The sequence below is a fragment of the Streptobacillus felis genome, assembly GCF_001559775.1.
GTDB classification, from domain to species: Bacteria; Fusobacteriota; Fusobacteriia; order Fusobacteriales; family Leptotrichiaceae; genus Streptobacillus; species Streptobacillus felis.
In genome coordinates this window covers 1-18,474 of record NZ_LOHX01000302.1, presented here as the reverse complement: position 1 = coordinate 18,474, position 18,474 = coordinate 1, and the positions used below count along the sequence as shown (strand labels likewise).

The 18,474-nt window shown below is 26.8% G+C and carries 14 protein-coding genes and 1 pseudogene; 3 read left to right on the top strand and 12 right to left on the bottom strand.

Annotated features, from left to right (window positions below):
- Together AYC60_RS09130 and AYC60_RS06655 are read left to right on the top strand one after the other, a co-directional pair.
- Positions 1-270: pseudogene (locus AYC60_RS09130) on the top strand (IS30 family transposase); the annotation flags it as partial.
- Positions 271-461: 191 nt separating this feature from the next.
- On the top strand, positions 462-911 hold the full coding sequence (locus tag AYC60_RS06655; protein ID WP_067322740.1) for a DUF2147 domain-containing protein: 450 nt from the start codon (positions 462-464) through the stop codon (positions 909-911).
- A gap of 34 nt (positions 912-945) precedes the next feature.
- Here the strand turns inward: AYC60_RS06655 and AYC60_RS06650 are convergent, their stop codons facing one another.
- On the bottom strand, positions 946-3,519 hold the full coding sequence (locus tag AYC60_RS06650) for a hypothetical protein (RefSeq protein ID WP_067322737.1): 2,574 nt from the start codon (positions 3,517-3,519) through the stop codon (positions 946-948).
- Between the two features lie 305 nt (positions 3,520-3,824).
- On the opposite strand from AYC60_RS06650, the gene AYC60_RS06645 reads away from it, so the two are divergent.
- Positions 3,825-4,523, top strand: a complete 699-nt coding sequence (locus tag AYC60_RS06645) for a gamma-glutamyl-gamma-aminobutyrate hydrolase family protein (protein WP_067322735.1) — start codon at positions 3,825-3,827, stop codon at positions 4,521-4,523.
- 30 nt (positions 4,524-4,553) lie between these two features.
- Here AYC60_RS06645 and AYC60_RS06640 read toward each other — a convergent pair whose 3' ends face one another.
- From AYC60_RS06640 to AYC60_RS06590, 11 genes are all read right to left on the bottom strand, one after another.
- A complete protein-coding gene (locus AYC60_RS06640) occupies positions 4,554-5,249 on the bottom strand; it encodes a B3/B4 domain-containing protein (protein WP_156447693.1) in 696 nt (231 codons plus the stop codon).
- Positions 5,249-5,617 carry an OsmC family protein gene (locus AYC60_RS06635; protein WP_067322729.1) on the bottom strand — a complete coding sequence of 123 codons (369 nt, stop codon included), beginning with the start codon at positions 5,615-5,617 and terminating at the stop codon, positions 5,249-5,251. Before AYC60_RS06635 ends, AYC60_RS06640 begins: the two co-directional genes overlap by 1 nt.
- Positions 5,618-5,681: 64 nt before the next feature.
- On the bottom strand, positions 5,682-6,176 hold the full coding sequence (locus AYC60_RS06630) for a hypothetical protein (RefSeq protein WP_067322726.1): 495 nt from the start codon (positions 6,174-6,176) through the stop codon (positions 5,682-5,684).
- Positions 6,177-6,238: 62 nt separating this feature from the next.
- Positions 6,239-8,395: a hypothetical protein gene (locus AYC60_RS06625; RefSeq protein WP_067322723.1), complete on the bottom strand. Its 2,157-nt coding sequence runs from the start codon at positions 8,393-8,395 to the stop codon at positions 6,239-6,241.
- A gap of 10 nt (positions 8,396-8,405) precedes the next feature.
- Positions 8,406-9,590: a glycoside hydrolase family 88 protein gene (locus AYC60_RS06620; RefSeq protein ID WP_067322720.1), complete on the bottom strand. Its 1,185-nt coding sequence runs from the start codon at positions 9,588-9,590 to the stop codon at positions 8,406-8,408.
- 13 nt (positions 9,591-9,603) lie between these two features.
- Positions 9,604-11,007, bottom strand: coding sequence for a sulfatase family protein (locus AYC60_RS06615; protein ID WP_067322719.1), 1,404 nt, complete (start codon positions 11,005-11,007; stop codon positions 9,604-9,606).
- A gap of 11 nt (positions 11,008-11,018) precedes the next feature.
- Positions 11,019-13,250 (bottom strand): polysaccharide lyase 8 family protein, encoded by a 2,232-nt coding sequence (locus AYC60_RS06610; RefSeq protein WP_067322717.1) that lies wholly within the window; start codon positions 13,248-13,250, stop codon positions 11,019-11,021.
- A complete protein-coding gene (locus tag AYC60_RS06605) occupies positions 13,247-15,034 on the bottom strand; it encodes a heparinase II/III family protein (RefSeq protein WP_067322714.1) in 1,788 nt (595 codons plus the stop codon). The genes AYC60_RS06610 and AYC60_RS06605 overlap by 4 nt, the downstream gene beginning before the upstream one ends.
- Before the next feature lie 56 nt (positions 15,035-15,090).
- Positions 15,091-16,611 (bottom strand): extracellular solute-binding protein, encoded by a 1,521-nt coding sequence (locus AYC60_RS06600; RefSeq protein WP_067322710.1) that lies wholly within the window; start codon positions 16,609-16,611, stop codon positions 15,091-15,093.
- Positions 16,612-16,648: 37 nt separating this feature from the next.
- Entirely contained in the window at positions 16,649-17,527 is an 879-nt protein-coding gene (locus AYC60_RS06595; protein ID WP_067322707.1) for a carbohydrate ABC transporter permease, read from the bottom strand.
- Between the two features lie 9 nt (positions 17,528-17,536).
- The gene (locus tag AYC60_RS06590) at positions 17,537-18,439 is read right to left on the bottom strand and encodes an ABC transporter permease (RefSeq protein ID WP_067322704.1); all 903 of its coding nucleotides are present in this window, start codon (positions 18,437-18,439) and stop codon (positions 17,537-17,539) included.
- Positions 18,440-18,474: the final 35 nt, after the last annotated feature.

Genomic DNA, 18,474 nt, shown 5'->3' with positions numbered 1-18,474 from the left:
CAAAAACCAAACATAGAAAATAAACACACTATACTTAGGAGATATATACCAAAAGGAAGAAATATAAATGATTATGAACAAGATGATATTGACTTTATAGTTTCTAATATAAATAGTATGTATAAAAATAAATATAATAATAAATCCCCTATAGAAATGTTTTTATCATCTTATCCAAATAGAATATTAAAAGCATTAAATATAGAGGAAATAAACGCAGATGATATTGTTGTAAGTACGTATAATAAAAATAACAAATCATCAAAATAATTTTAACATAAATTTAAGTTTTTAGAAAACAAAATATTGTGCATTTGCTCTACACAATTATCAAAAAATAAAAAAAATTTGTGCATTTAAAATTTCCCATTACACTTAAAAAATTTGTTATTGACTATATTATAATTAGTTGGTATCATTAATTATACACCTATTTTTCAGGTGTAAAAAAGGAGGATATGATGAAAAGATTTTTTTATTTTTTAACAGTAATGTTATTGCCAATTTTTTCTATGGCAGCTAAGGAATATGCATTCGGTAGATGGATTACTGAAACAAGTTCTGAAAGCAATAGAATAATTGTTGACATATATGAGAAAAATAATAAAGTGTACGGAAAAATTTATCAATTAACAGAAAGATTCGATGATAAAGGGAAATTAAAAAAAGATGTTAATAACCCTGATAAATCAAAACAATCTAGAACTTTAGAAGGAATAGATTTTGTAAGTGGTTTCACATATAACGAATCTAAAGACATGTATGAAAAAGGAAAAATTTATGATCCATCTACAGGTAAAACATATGATTGCTATATGTTCTTACAAGAAAATGGAACATTAAAAGTTAGAGGGCATTTACCTGGTGTAACTTTAATAGGTAAAACTCAAGTATGGAAAAGATACAAATAATGTAAAAATATCCTCCCAAACGGGAGGATATTTTTTATTTAAGTTTTTCTATCATTTCTTGCATTTTCATTATTTGTGCTTTTAATTCATTTAATTCATTTCTTAAACTTGCATTTTCTTGTTCTAATTTCATATAGTTTGTATCATTTGAAGTTGTACTAACTTCTGGTTGTTTGTAGAACACATATCCAAGTCCAGCTCCTATAGAGAATTTAGCTTGAGTATTAACACTTGCTGCAAGTTTGTATGTAATACCAAGTCCTTGTCCACTTAATCCAAATGCAAATGCATGATTTGAACCATAGTTTCCATAAGATGCTGCTAATCCATGAGAATGTACACCATCTGCGAAGTTTACTGGTAATGATGCCATAGCAACTGCATTAGCTATTCCACTTGCAACTACTTGACTTTCAGCCATTTTTTGTTCAACATAATTATGAACTGTACTTCCTGAAACTGTCTTAGTTTCATTTGCACTTATTACCCCAGTTCCAATTTCATCTAATCTAGTCTTAATATCTGAATTAAGTTCTATTTTAACTTTTTTATTTGATTCTGTAATACTTAATGTATCAGAAATAATATTAGTCTTGATTAAATCTACTGCATTATTCTTTAAGAACTCATCTGTAATAAACGCTTTAGTTGGTGCAGTTAAACTTGCATTTTCACTTAATTTTGAAATAAATTTAGTTTTAGCTACATCTGATAATTCTGTCATATTATCTAAATTAACATTTAGTTTAGTTGCTATAGCCGCTTTATTTTCTTCAATTCTATTTCCAATTTGTGCTGGTTGTAAAGCATCTAATTGCGCTTTAGTAACATAAGTTGTAGCAGCTTCAGTTTTAGATAATTTATCATTTTCTAAAGCAGTAACTTTAGCATCTGTAGAATCTAATGCACTTTGATCTGCTTTAGTAGCTACTTTATTATCTACTGTAGTTAATTCATCTTTTGTTGCATAAGTATTAGATGCTTCTGTTTTTGATAATTTATCATCTTCTAATGCAGTTACTTTTGTATTTGTTTTTTCTAATTCACTTTGTTCTGCTTTTGTTCTTAATGCATTTTCATTTGCAACTGATTTATCTCTTGCTGTATTTGCTGTTTCTTCTACTGTGTTTACTTTTTCAGTTAATTCAGTTACTTTACTTTCATCTGCTTTTGTTGCTATTTTTTCATCTACTTCTTGTTTTGTTGCATAAGTATTAGATGCTTCTGTTTTTGATAATTTATCATCTTCTAATGCAGTTACTTTTGCATTTGTTTTTTCTAATTCACTTTGTTCTGCTTTTGTTCTTAATGTATTTTCATTTGCAACTGATTTATCTCTTGCTGTATTTGCTGTTTCTTCTACTGTGTTTACTTTTTCAGTTAATTCAGTTACTTTACTTTCATCTGCTTTTGTTGCTATTTTTTCATCTACTTCTTGTTTTGTTGCATAAGTATTAGATGCTTCTGTTTTTGATAATTTATCATTTTCTAATGCAGTTACTTTTGTATTTGTTTTTTCTAATTCACTTTGTTCTGCTTTTGTTCTTAATGCATTTTCATTTGCAACTGATTTATCTCTTGCTGTATTTGCTGTTTCTTCTACTGTGTTTACTTTTTCAGTTAATTCAGTTACTTTACTTTCATCTGCTTTTGTTGCTATTTTTTCATCTACTTCTTGTTTTGTTGCATAAGTATTAGACGCTTCTGTTTTTGATAATTTATCATCTTCTAATGCAGTTACTTTTGCATTTGTTTTTTCTAATTCACTTTGTTCTGCTTTTGTTCTTAATGCATTTTCATTTGCAACTGATTTATCTCTTGCTGTATTTGCTGTTTCTTCTACTGTGTTTACTTTTTCAGTTAATTCAGTTACTTTACTTTCATCTACTTTTGTTGCTATTTTTTCATCTACTTCTTGTTTTGTTGCATAAGTATTAGATGCTTCTGTTTTTGATAATTTATCATCTTCTAATGCAGTTACTTTTGCATTTGTTTTTTCTAATTCACTTTGTTCTGCTTTTGTTCTTAATGCATTTTCATTTGCAACTGATTTATCTCTTGCTGTATTTGCTGTTTCTTCTACTGTGTTTACTTTTTCAGTTAATGTATTATGTTCTACTTTAGTAGTATAATTTTTTTCTACTTTTTTATCTAATACATCAATTGAACTTGAAGTTTCATTAATTAAACCTTTTACATATTCTATATTATCATTTAATTCTGTTTTTGTAGCATAAGTTTCTGCTGCTACGGATTTATCTAATTTATCAACTTTTAATTTATTAACAACAGTAGATAATGGTCCAATAGTTGCAACTTCTTGAGACATAGGTGTAATAACATCTTTTATAAATTCATCATATTCGGCCTTAGTCACAAAATCTGTGCTTTCATATGTATATCCACTTGTTGGTTCTACACTTCTAAATCTAGTACTAATAGTATTTTGAGGATTTTCAAATTTAAATAATCCTTCTGCTGCAAATAGGTTTGCAGACAATAGTCCTGTGATTAAAAAAGTGATAATTGATTTTTCACTAATTCTTAATCTTTCTTTTAGTACTCTTTTTAGGTTTCTTCTTACCTCTTGTAGTGTTAATTTTTTCATACAATCTCTCCCTCTTTATATTGTAGTTATATTTTTCACACCTTAATATATACCATTAAACTCATTTTTTATTTTAATACCTTTTATATGTGAAAAAAATATTTTAAATTCTTAGATATTATACCCCCCCCCCACATTTTTTGTCAACTTTAATTATGTGATATTTTTCATACTTTTTTAACCTCGATTGGAAATAACTTTCAAAATGCTTGAATTTACAATTACTCTAGTTTTTTTATCTATAACTATTTACAAAAAATACTATTAGATATATAATATATATACAAAATTGGTGAGGTGATTCAATGAAAAATGTATTAATAGGTATTACAAGCAGTTTAAGATATGAAAATGAAGGAGTATTCTCTGGATTAGGTGAAACATATATTTCCGAAGGATATATTAATAGTATAATTAAGTCTAATGCTACTCCTATAGTATTACCAGTAAATGATGAAATAGATATTATTAAAAAGTATGCTGAAATGATAGACGGGTTATTAGTTACAGGAGGTTATGATGTAACCCCACTATATTATGGTCAAGAGCCACATAAATTATTAGGTGCTACTTTACAAAAAAGAGATGAATTTGAAATCAGACTTATAAAGGAAGTTTTTAAATTAGGTAAACCTATACTTGGTATTTGTAGAGGTCTACAACTTATTAATGTTGTCTTTGGTGGTACTCTTTATCAGGATATTTCATTACATAAAAACGAAGTTATACAACATACTCAAAAAACAAGATTTAATTTGCCTAGTCACAAGATAAATTTAAATGGTATACTTGAAAAAATATATGAAAAAAACGAGATATTTGTTAACTCATATCATCATCAAGCCATAGATAAACTAGCACCTGATTTTGAAATCATTGCAACTGCAAATGATGGTATAATTGAGGGTATAAAATATGGAAATGTTTTAGCCGTTCAATGGCATCCTGAAGTATTAGATAATTCAAAACCAATATTTGATTTATTCGTTAAATCTTGTAAATAGAAAAAAGCTCATTTTATTGAGCTTTTTTTACTATATCTCTGAATTTTCTTTATCTAATACATAAATTTTAGTACTTGCTTTTAAATACTTTTGTATATTTTCTGAAAGTTCATTTAATGCAATATTTAGTTCATCTTCTCTTGCATTATCTAATAGTTCTATTATTAAAAAGGCATTTTTCGTTTTATCTGTAACCATAGTTCTCTTACCATCTCTCCAGTTAAAACATCTACATACAGCACCAGCATCATCTTTATAGCAAAGTTCTCCTGGTAAAGTTGGAGTATTTTCTTCTTCTCCAATTAAATAGAATTCATCTCCACCTTCTGTTATTCCTAGTCTTAGAATTCCAACAAAAGTATCACTATCTTCTGCCCCACATGGCATTGCATACTTAAGTGAAATAGAATTATATAAATCTACAAGAGGATTAATACTAGAAATTTCATTACCTTTTTCTACCCTTTTTAACAAAGCCTCTATAGAAGATCTAACTCCTTTTTTTGTTTTAAACTTTTGATAAGCATCTCTCCATATAGAAATTACTGGATTTTCACTAAAGGTATCTTTAACAAAAAATTTTCTAGCTTCTTCATGAGATTTAGCCAATATTTCTTTTATTTCATTTGAACTCTCACCTGTATTATCCATATTTTCTATCAATATCACACCTAATTTTGAATTAGGAAAAATGTTCCAATAACTATCTTCTATTATAAATTTCATTATACACCTCTAATCTTTTTAGTAACTTTTACATCTTTTGATAACATTTTTGAAACTGTACATTTTTCATCAATAAATACTAATAATCTTTCAAGTTCTGCTTCACTTATTTCTGTATCTATTTGAATGTCCATATCAATATTCATTCCATCTAATCTTGATTCTACTTCTACTTTAACATCTATACCCATAATATTATAGTAAGATTTAATACCCATTATTATACATCCAACTAAAGCAGAATTTAATAATCCTACTGGACTTGTTCCTATAGGCTCTACTTTTTTATAGTCCATATTGTATACACTTCCATTAGTTTCAGTTGTTACTTCATATTTTTCTAAACTTTTACCTTTTGTAATATACATATATATACCTCCTATTTTATTTATATTATATAAAATCCTCTAGAATAATTCTAGAGGATTTTTATTATTTAGATAATTCTTTTTGTATTTCATCAAATAATTTGTTATATAATTCTACATTATATATTGGAGTTAATTTTGTAGTTTCTTTAGAAGTTTTAAAATTAAATGATAGAACATCAAGTATTCCTATTCCGTCCTCATCTTTAAATTGTTCACTTACTAATAGTCTAACTTCTACATCTTCACCTCTTGAAGTTAAAACAGCATCTATAGTATTACTTCTTGTAACCTTAGATCCTATTAGTACATTAAATGCCTCATCACTAGTTTGAACTTCAGCATATCCTTTAATTAATCCATCTTCTAAACTAGAACTTAATAAATTAAATTCTCTGTTTACTATAACATTTCTAGTTGCAGTATATACATCTTTCATAGGATATTTATATACCCTAGTTGTCATCATCTTTATTTCTTCAGGACTAATTTTAGGTGTAGTACTACAAGAAACAGTAAAAATTAATAATAAAAATAGAAATCCTAATATTTTTTTCATTTATACCTCCTAAATAATATATTATTAATATTATACATTATTTTAGTCAAAAGTCAAATTATTTACCAACTGTATTTAACATTAATTCCTATTCTACCTTCAAAATTTCTAAAATTAAACTTTTTATTAGCTTCTGTATCTTTAATTGCTGCCCTGTATATATCAAGTTTTTCTTTTCTTTCTTTAGTTCCGTTAGGTGCTTTATCTAATTCTGCTTTTTTCTCTTTAAGTTCTTTTGCATAAGAAGCTGAGTTATATTTATAGTTTTTAAAGTCTAGAATACCTTCGATATATGGAATTAATTGTAATCTACCATCTAATTCTTTAATAACTACAGAAAATTTTGGACTCATTCTTAAAGAATGTAGAGTATTAATTTCTGATTCAACTTTATCTACATTAGATAAAGTTGCAACATATGAATCTTGTCTACTAGCATCTAAAGTTTTAGCATAATTATCTATTGCACTGTATTCAGCATCCTTATATTTTCCTGCACCAAAATTTTTAATGAAATCTCTAGTAACTCTGTAATACTCTTGTTGTAAGAAATTATATCCATAAGTATTATTTAAATTAAATACTGTATCAACTTTTCTACTTGCAGCATATCTTAACTCTAGATTTAATTTAGATAATACAGAATTTACTACATTATTTTCTCCTTTTGCATTTCCTTTTTCTTTAAATAGATTGTAGTATTGTAATTCAGAAAATAAAGTGGATTTTAATTTACCTGTTGTATTAGTAAATTTCATATTACTATCTAATAAGAAAGCATTGAATATCTTACCTTGAATTTTAGTTTCTTTAGTATCAAAATTAGTATAGTTATACAAGTCTAATTTTAAATCTATGTTATTATTGTCTATAGTATATTTCTTTTCATTAGATATAATAGCAAATATACTATTATCAAATTTTTCATCAAATTTCATATTATATCTTAAATCTAATGAATGTTTTCTATCACTATTTTTATACCAAAAACTTTGACCAACTAATAACTCATGAGTTAATTTGTGATTTGAACTTTCATTTTGTAAATCTTCTGAAACCAACTTATATTTAGCCTCAAGTTTTTTACCAAAATTATCTACATTATTTACTATAGATATTCCTGTATTAAATGTATTCTTAAACTTACTAATTACAGGTTTAGTTTCAAAATTATGTTTTATTTCAACTTTATCTGAAATATCTGATATAACTTTAGTATTACCAAACTTATACTCACCCATAAGCTTAATTTGAGGTTTATGTTCATAATCTCCACCTTGACGAGCATCTACTAATGCAATATAGTCAACATTAGTAGTAAGAGATAAATTATCTATTTCACTATTTTTATACTCATTTAAAGATTTGAATTCAAAATTATTTATTTTTGATAATTTTTTCGCTTCAAACGAAATTTCATTACTTAAACTTTGTTTATTAGATAATTTAGTATCCACATTATACTTAGATAATATTCCTCCAAACATTTCTACATTATCTTTATCAACTGTATATAGATTTTCAGTTTTTAAGAATGTTTTATTATTTACTTTTCCTGTAGTTTTAATAAACCCTTGATATTTATGAGTTCCAAATTCCATATTATCACTAGTATATATTGATCCAAGTATCATATTTGTCTTTCTATTTACTTTTCCATTTAACACTGCAGAAATTAATGTATTTTTATCTACATCTAATTCATATCCATTTTCTTTTAAATCAAAATTTCTATCCTTAACTTTTAAATGTTCATTAATAGCATTTTCAAATACTTTTTTACTTTCAACTTTTTTTATTTTATTTTTACCATTTTCTTTTTCAACTAACTTTTTATTTACAACATAGCCTTTTTTATGTGCAACATTTAATACTAAATCAAATTTATCACTTAAAGGTGCATCTAACCTTGCTCCAAAATAGTAATTTTGATATTTATTATCCTTTTTATTTTCTTCTTTTTTATTTTGTGTTTCAACCCCACCATATACATATAGATTTTTATCTTGGTATAAATAAAGACCTGCATCTAATACAAAATTTGTATTTTTAACCAATGGTTTTTCTATTTTTTCAGTTTTTACACCTTCACTATTATATTCAATTTCTCTAAGTTTATGAGTATATTTTAAATCACTTTTAACATATCCACTAGTAGTATTTTCATTTGCATGCACTAACATTCCTAGTAGAGATAACAAGATTAATCTATTTTTCATTATCTACTCCTTACCAATATATATTCCATTCAGGTTTTAATATTCTAACTAATGCTTCCATATAGAAATAATCTCCCCAAATACAACTTTCTCCAACACCGTTATTATGTGGTTTAGAATAAACTGCTTCTTTTAATATAGCATTTGAATTCATTCCCTTAGTTGTATATCCTTCTATTAATGCTTTTATCATAGCCATAGCTGCATTAAAGTAAACTTTTTTATCTGGATCATCATCAGGTAAATATTTATGCATTTCTAAAATTCCACAAGCTGCAATAGCAGATGAAGAACTATCTCTTTCTTCCATATCTTCAGGTTTAAAGTCCATATCCCAATAACATACATTATCTTTAGGTAATTTATTTAAGAAAGTATTAGTTACTTTTTTATATAAATCTATGAATTTTTTATCTCCTAAATGTCTATATGCTAATGCAAATCCATATACTCCCCATGCTTGACCTCTTGCCCATGTTGAATCATCAGATTTCCCTTGTGCTGTAACACCTTTTAAAGGATTTCCTGTTTCAGTATCAAAGAAATATGTATGGAAAGTTGTTCCATTATCTCTTACTATTACTTTAGATACTGTTTCTAAATGTTTAGTCGCAACTTCTCTATACTTCATATCACCAGTTACATCACTTGCCCAAAATAGAAGAGGTACATTTAAATTACAATCTATAATTAGTCTGTAATCTTCAGGCTTATCTAATACTCCCCAAGCTTGTATAAATTCACCTTTTTCTCTATATCTTCTCATTAAAACATCTGCTGCTTTAATTCCTGTTTCTTTAGCAACTTCAGAATTAGTTATTTTATAATTTGCAATTACTGATGGAATGTATAAGAAACCTAAATCGTGATGATCTACTGCAATATTATTATCTATTCTTTCCTTATATGTTTTTAATTGATAATCTGCAACTTTTCTATATTTTTCTTCTAATGTAATTTCATAAGCTAACCATAAAATCCCAGTCCAAAATCCACTAGTCCAATCATCCCATTCACCACCATTTAAGATTGCAGGATAGATATTATTAACACTTGATGGTCTAGGAAAATGATTAATAAATACATCACTATTTTGATCTACTATTGTCAATGCTTCATGCAATCCTCTATATATTACCTCATCTTTTAAATCCATATTTTCGAATTTTTCTCTTACTTCTTTTAATAATTCCATAAAATCTCCTTATCTAAAATCCATCATTATGTTCTTTTAGCCATTTTTGTAAAATATCATTTAATTTATTTGCAATACCATCTTCATCAATGCTATTATTAACCTTAGGATTAAGTTGATATACATCCTCTTTGTTGTTATATAATAGTGTTTCAATTTCTTTTCCTGGCTCATATCCTTTATTTATTACAAAAGTATGATTCCTACTTCTTACAGCACGCCAACCAAAATCTAAACTATTTAAATTTTCTTTTTTAAACTTTTCTATAGCCTTTATTTGTCCTGGATATGCCGCTATTATTGCTATATTTTCAACATCTTCTTTAGAATTACTTATTACTTCTTTTAAATCTTTACCTTCAACAGTTTCAGGTATTTTTAATTCAAGTAATGATAATAAGGTTGGTATAATATCTACTCCGCTTAATACACTTTCAGTTATACCTTTATTATCTCCATATTTAATCATAAATGGTATACCTATAGATTCCTCATACCAAACATGTTTACTCCATAGTCCATGAGAACATAACATTTCACCATGATCTGCCGTTAAAACTATTATACTATTATCATATAGGTTATTTTCCTTTAAATAATCTATTATTCTTCCAAAATTTTCATCTATGCCACTAATTGCTGCATAATATTTTTTTAGTGTCTCTTGAAATTCATCTTCTGTGAAATTCAAGGCATTAGGCATCGTTTTTGTATGATCTATTACATCATTTAATATTATATTATCACTTACCCTAACCTCCGTATTTTCATACAATTTAAGATATTTTTCAGGTACTAAATCAAGTGGTGTATGAGGAGGATTCCAAGATAAAAATAGTGCAAATTGCTTTTCCTTATTTTTACATAAAAATTCTAAAGCCTTATCAGTTTCATGCTCTACAGACCACTTATCTATTTCTATCATCTCATTAGTATCTTCCCAATAATGTGGTTTTAAATGATTATCATAGGCCCCATAAGAATACCAATAATCTATACCATGTCTCTTCTTACCAGGTGGTGTATATGCATCCCAATCTCTTGCCCCTGATTTTGGTTTATTTTCCACATTTTCTTCTGGATTATCTAAATGCCACTTCCCTATATATCCTATATAGTAATCATTTTCTTTTAATACATCTGTTATTGTTATAGATTCTTCTTTTAACCATACATCATAAAGTCCTGTTTTACAATTAGTCCATACTCCATGAGTAGCCGGATATGTTCCAGTAAGTATACTAGCTCTACTAGGAGAACACAGAGGTCCTGTACTTACAGCATTAGCAAAGACTAATGCTTCATTTGAAAACTTATCTATATTTGGTGTAATTACATCTTCTTTTCCCACAAAACCTGCTGCATTTCTTCTCCATTGATCCGCAAAAAGAAAAATCAAATTGTATTTCTTTTCCATATTAATCCCATCTATTTTTTAATTAATTTTACAGTATTGCTAAGACCATTTTTATTTAATTTAAAACTTAAAAATGTCTTATTACCTAAATTTTCTAATACAACATTATCATTTAATATTTCTAAATCATATTTACCATCTATTACTATCTTAGCTTCTTCTAAAATATGATTTGGATCTGCTATAGTAACATACATTCCTTTATCATTTGTTTCTTTTATTAATGACAATTCATTATTAATTTCTATTCCATCTACATATATTTTATTATCCGTCCAAGAATTTATTGCTAATAAATTATCCTTTTTAACTATATGAGCAAATTCATCTAATTTAAGTATTTCAATATCTTTAATTTCTTTATCTGAAACAGCATAAGCATAATTAGCATTTTCAGGATTATTTCCGTGATTAATTACTAATTCTACATATTCTTTATTAATTATATCAGCTTTTTTCCCACCTAATTCTTTAAAGCTTCCACTTCTTTCAACTATATTTTTTTCTATTAAAGTATCTTTTAAAGGTGTATATACTAATTTATTAGCACTATCATTATTTATTCTATTATCAACTACAGTTATTACTTCACCATCAGTACTTTTAATATTTGATCCCATAGCAACCATAGTACCATTTAATAGTAAGTAGCTTTTTTTAGCCTCTGTTAGATTATTCCAAGAAATAAAGTCCATACCTACAAAAGCTACATTCCCATTACTTGCTCCACCTACCCAAGTTTTTGGACTTAAATCTTTTGCAAGTCTTCTTTCTCCACTTGCAATGGTTCTATCTTTAGTACTTTCTGTAGTACCTGCTAATCTTAAAGGATTAATCGTTGGCCAATATTCTATAAAATCACCTGAATTATTAGTGTATATGTATGTCATACCATCACCAGTATACCAACCTTTTAAGTTTTCTTTATTCATAGTTTCAAAGTTTGCTATTCTATTAGAATGCATAGAAACTACAAATTTTAATCCATTATCACCTATACTAACAGCTCTATCCATATATGAAAATACTTTAGTTCCACTAACATTCATAGATTTAATTTCTTTATCATCAGCTATATCTTTCAATATATTTTTTATTACTAAATTATTTACAAAATCTGGCATGTATTCTGCATTATTATCAACTATAGCTTTTTTTACTAAAGCTTCAATTTTACCTTTATATTCCTTATTTGCACCACGAGATATTAATGCTAATGAATTAATTATTCCTCTTGCTCTTTCTAGGTCACTTGAATTATCTCTACTTATAGTTCTACCATTAACTGAATCATTAATTCCACCATTAATTAATAAATAAGGATATCCATTAACTATTACTTCATAAACATTATTAATGTTTGGATTATTAATTTCAAATGAAGTATCTCCAGTAAGATATATAAACATTGAAAGTCCATTTAATAATACTTGTCCATATGTCCCACTATATGCTACATTTCCGTGTTGAACAAATGAATGATCTTTATAGAATCCATCACCTTTTTCAACAAATTCTCCAACTATAGCAACTGAATCTATAGCTCTTTTTATTTCGCTTGCATTACCTTCAATTATTCCTCTACCATAAGTAACTAAAGCTGTATCCGTTCTATTCCCCCCAGTAGATATTCTTTTATTCGGGCTAGTAGAAGTTGCTGCTGCAGGAGAAAGACCTGAAAATTCAGGATCTGGTTGGAAATAATGTGAAGCTTTTAATAATTTAGTTTCAATTTCCTTATCTATTATTCCCTCACCTATAATTAGTAACTCATTAAGTGTTTTAGGTATACCTATTTCCCAATGCCACCAATTTCCTTTTTCCATTTCACCTTCAACATAACCTTTATTTGATATTATCTCTAATGCAAGGTTCATCATTTCTTTTACTTCCTTATCTCCATAAACTTCTGTACCAGGAGTAAGATAAGCCTTCATTAAAGCCTGTACATCTCTTAAAGATTTTAATACATGATCCCCATTATTCATATCTTTATAATTTTTAAAAGCATAATCTTGTGTTTCATATACAGTAATTCTATTTAAAATATCTTTAGAACTCTTATTTAGTTTTTCTAAATTTTTTTCTTTATCTACTGCAGATATCTCTTTTAAAGATATATTATGAGGTACACTCAATAAAAATTCCTTCCATTTCATTTTCATATTTTGTATCTCTTTAGTCTCACTATTAAAACTTAAAATTCCTAAAATTAGTGTAAAAAATATTATTATTTTTTTCATTTAATCTCCACCTTAAATTTATTATATATCGCACTACTTTGTATATAGGAAACATTTTGTTTCTCTATACTATCTTCATTTTTACAAAATATATTATACTTCTTATCTTTAGTAGTAATTTTAAAGGAATAAATATTTTCATCGCTTTCTATTTCTTCAAACATTACTCCCTTATTTAGTATTTTATGTATTACTTGTATTTTATCTACAAATTCATATTCTGCCATTACTACCTTATTATTTTCTTTTTCATTGTACTTACTACTATATATACCTTCATCAATAATATATTTACCTATTTCAAAATATATTTCCTTATTTAAAAGTATTCTTTTACTTTCTAAATTAAATGACAGTTTTGGATGAAGGTTATAGTAAAATTTAACTTTATGTTTACCTTTAGTATATATTCTATTTATTATTATTACATTATCTTCACAAAGTATATATCTTCTTTCAATATATGCATTAGCATCTATATCAAAAGCACTTAATTTTAGAGAAACTACTCCATTTTCTTCTATTCTTTCCATAGGATTAATTATAGGGTAATTACCTGAATACTCCCATGAATTTTTAATATTTAAAAATTCTTTATCATCTATTACTAAGCTATTATGAGACCTTACACTTTTTAGATAATTTCTATCTTCATTTTTTTCTAAATAAGTATATCTTCCTTTATCAACAAGCATTTCTACCTTATTAAAGTAATTAAAATGAAATAAATCAACATGTAAATGCCCAGATGTCATATTAGTTAAATAGGTACTAAATGAATAATCCTTATTTATTAAGTGATAATATCCACTTTCTTTCAAAAAGTACTCTTTTTTATCTAAAATATTTTCTATTACTTCATAATCATCTAAAAAACTTCCTGCAAACATATATGATGTTTCTTTTGGCATATATTTACTTTTTCTTTTTAAAATAGCATTCGCCATAGATAATATATCTTCTATATTATCATCATCACTATCTCCAAAATTAATTTGTCTTAAATTTGGATAATGTAATTTTTGAGCTGAATCTACCATTTTTCTTAAATATTTTAAAAATAAACTGTTTTTTATATCGTATAATCTCTCTATCATAACTATCCACGCTGTATATATTAACATCTGATAGTGATAAGTCATAGACTTTTCTATATGTAGTCCATCGGATAAAAATTGAATTTCTAATTGTTTTTTCATGTATTTTTTTGCTCTTTTTGCATACTTTTTATTATACATCAAACCAAAAGTATATATTCCTGCCATTTGTATATATCCCCAATTACTATGAAAATATTTTTCTACAAAGGCATCAAAAAGATAAGTGCATGTATCGTCTAAGTGTTTAACTATTTTATCTTCTTCATCTTTAGAAATTAAGTTTATTTCTTTAAGATATATTATACTTTTAAGTATATTAACCATTCTAATTCCACTATCTAGTGTTCTAGTGCTTAATTCATATTTAAGTTTTTTGTGTTTATTTATAAAGTCAAATATTATTTCCTTTATTTTGTTAATATATTTAATATCCTTACTTTTTTCATAAGATAAAAACAGAGGATCAAAATAGTTCATACGACTTCTCATGAATATCCATTCTTCATCTTCATTTACTAATTCATTCCAATTTTTAGGTATATTATAGTATGTAGAGGTTCTTTCCATATCCCACGGATGTATAAATATTAATTTATTCTCTAAAATTTTTTCAGCTTGTTCAAGATAATTACTTACATCAAAATTATTTAAAACATAGTTATACTTTATACTAAAGTCAAACATATATCTCCCCATTGTTTAAGTAAAGGGAGAATTTCTTCTCCCTTCATTATTAAAATTTATTTATTGAAACTCTTGAATGCTTCGTTTTGGATTTCTTCAGCATTTTTTAATCCTAAATCTTCTAATCTCTTAATGAATGCATCCCATTCTTTTTCAACATCTCCAGAACCTAAGATCCATTGTTGAGCTTTTTCTTCAACAACTGCTCTTAATGCTGTATCTATAGAAACAAATTCTTTTGATCTTTCTTTAGTATATTTTAGTGTTGGTAATTCATCTAATACTACATCATTATCCATATAGTATTTGAATCCTTCTTTAGCTAAATCAGTTGCCCAACCTAATTCATATTCAGCATCTTGGTATGCTCCTAATCTAAATTGTGCTCCAACTTCTCTTAATACCGCTAGTGGAGTTTTACCATCAGGGTTTTTCATTACTGCATCTGTAAATACTGGTTTACCATCAACTAAAGTATATTCAGAACCTTCAATACCAAAGTTCCATAATCTTCTTCCTTCAGGTGAATACCAATAATCAAAGTATTTAATTAAAGCAACTGGATCTGTAGCATCTTTAGAGATTCCCCATCCACCTAAGTAAGTAGTTCTAGCATGTCTAGTTTTTGCATTTCCATTTAATTCATATGGAAGAACTAATTTAAAGTTAAATCCTGGTATTTTATCTGCTAAGCTTACATTGTATCCACTTGTTGAAGCTATCCAGTCATCTGTAGCTCCTCCTAAGTTATTAGATAATAAGTAATCTCTACTTTCTAATCCTCTTGTAAATAGTTCTTCATCTATTAATCCTTCTTTATACCATTTAGCTAATTCTTTAATTGCATGTTTGAATGAATCTTGTGCTGGTCCATATTTAACCATACCATTTTCTTCATACCATATAGGTGAAGCTTTGAATAAGTCAACAAGTGATGTTAATACTTTTCTTACATTATTAGCTCTTACGAAGAATGGAACTTCATCTTTTTTACCATTTCCATTTGGATCTTGCTCTCTGAACGCTTTTAATGTAGTATATAGTTCATCAACTGTTTTTGGTTGGCTTAATCCTAATTTATCTAACCAGTCTTGTCTAATGAAATATCCTTGAGATACTTTTAAGTTAAAGTAATCATAATAGTTTGGAATCATATAGATATGTCCATCAACTGCAACTGCATCTTTTTTATATCTAGGATTTTCTTCAAAGAATTTCTTTAAGTTAGGTGCATGTTCATTAATTAAATCTTCAAGAGGTATTAATCCACCTTCAATTCCTAAATTTTCTAAGTCTGCTGATAATTCATAAGAAATGATATCAGGTAATTTCCCTTCAGTAAGCATTAAATTAAATGCTTGAATTTGGTCAGTTTGGTTTTGAGATGCAACATTTACTAATTTAATATTAGTATCTTGCTCAGCTTTTGCAAATACTGGTAAGCTTGGATCTAAAGCTTTCCCTAAATGCATCGCAAATATTGTTGTTTCTCTTGGTCCTGTTGTAGCTGCTTCTTCTTTCTTACCACAACTTGCTAATACTAGTCCTAAAAGTCCTAATGCTAATAATTTTTTCATAATTTCTTCTCCTTCTATTTATATTTTTTAATTATTATTATCCTTTTACTGCTCCAAGTGTTACACCTTTTCTAAAGAATCTTTGTATAAATGGATATGCAATTAACATAGGTAATACTGAGATTACTATTATTGCATAAATAATTGATTGAGGTGATGTTAAGCTCTCTGGTGTAATTAATTGAGCTGCTTCACCACTAGACATCTTATCTACTATTAATTTCTTAACGAAAACTTGTAAAGGTGCCTTTGCATCATCTCTTAAAAGTATCATAGTCCAGAAATATCCATTCCAACGTGATATAGCATAAAATAGTGAAACTGTTGTTATAGCTGAAGTTGATAATGGTAAATATATATTAGTCATAATTCTAAACTGACTTGCACCATCAATTCTTGCTGATTCTTCTAATGATCTTGGTACACTTTCAAAAAATGATTTTAAAATTATTACATTAAATGTATTTATAGCAAAACCTACTATTATTCCTGAATAACTATTTATCATACCTAAATCTCTAAAGTTTAAGTATTTCGGTATCATACCAGGATCAAACCACATAGTTACAACAACTAACATTATCATTGCTTTTCTAAATTTTAAATCTGGTTTTGATAACACATATGCACCACTGATTGTAAATACCATACTTACAAATGTTCCAACTACAGTTATAAAAATGGTATTAGCATAAGCTCTCCATATACCTGAAGTTTTAAATGCAGCTATAAAAGATGCAAAAGTAAATCCTTTAGGTAATAATGTAACCTGTCCTGTTTCTAATAAAAAGGGATTACTAAATGATGCTGAAAACACATAAACTATTGGATATAGGAATACTATTGCGAAAACTGTTAATAAAAAGTAATTTATAGTATTAAATACTTTTTCATCTGTACTCATTCTTATTTTCATCTCTATCTCCTACCATATTCCTAGATTAGCTACTTTTTTACTTATAGTATTAGCTGCATAAACTAATATCATTGCAACTATAGCATTGAATAGTCCTACTGCTGTTGCTAATCCAAAATCTTGATTAATTACCCCAGTTCTATATACATAAGTACTAATTACATCTGCTGTTTCATATGTAGCAGGTTGATATAGTAATAATACTGTTTCAAATGCAACACTTAACATAGAACCTATTTTTAAGATTAACATTACTACTATAGTTGGCATAATGCTTGGAATAGTAATATTAATTAATTGTTGTAATTTTGTTGCTCCATCTATTTTCGCGGCTTCATAAAGCTGCTCATCCACAGCAGTTAAAGCTGCTATATATATTATTGCGTTAAATCCTGTATTTTTCCATGAATTAAGTCCAACAAATATACCTCTAAAATATTCTGGTTTAATTAAGAAATAAATTTTCTCAAAACCTAATTTTTGTAATATTATATTCACTACCCCAGTATTAGGTGATAACATATTAATAGTTATCCCAGCTGCAATAACTATAGCTATAAAGTAAGGTATAAACGAAGCTGTTTGTACAAAACTTTTAAATATCTTATTCTTAACTTCATTTAACATTAAAGCTATTAATATAGCTAAAGGAAATTCTATTAATAATGAATATACATTTAACATTAATGTATTTTTCAAAGTTCTAAAAAATTCTGGTGATGTAAGGAACATTTTAAAATGTTTTAATCCTACCCAAGGACTTCCTGCTATACCTTTAAATATGCTATAATCCTTAAATGCTATCAATAATCCATACATAGGCTTGAACATAAATAGCATATACCATATTATGAAAGGTAACATTATTAAATACAGTGATATTTGATCTTTATTAAATTTAAATTTTTTCATTTATTTCACCTACAAACTTATGTTTTCTTCTGTTT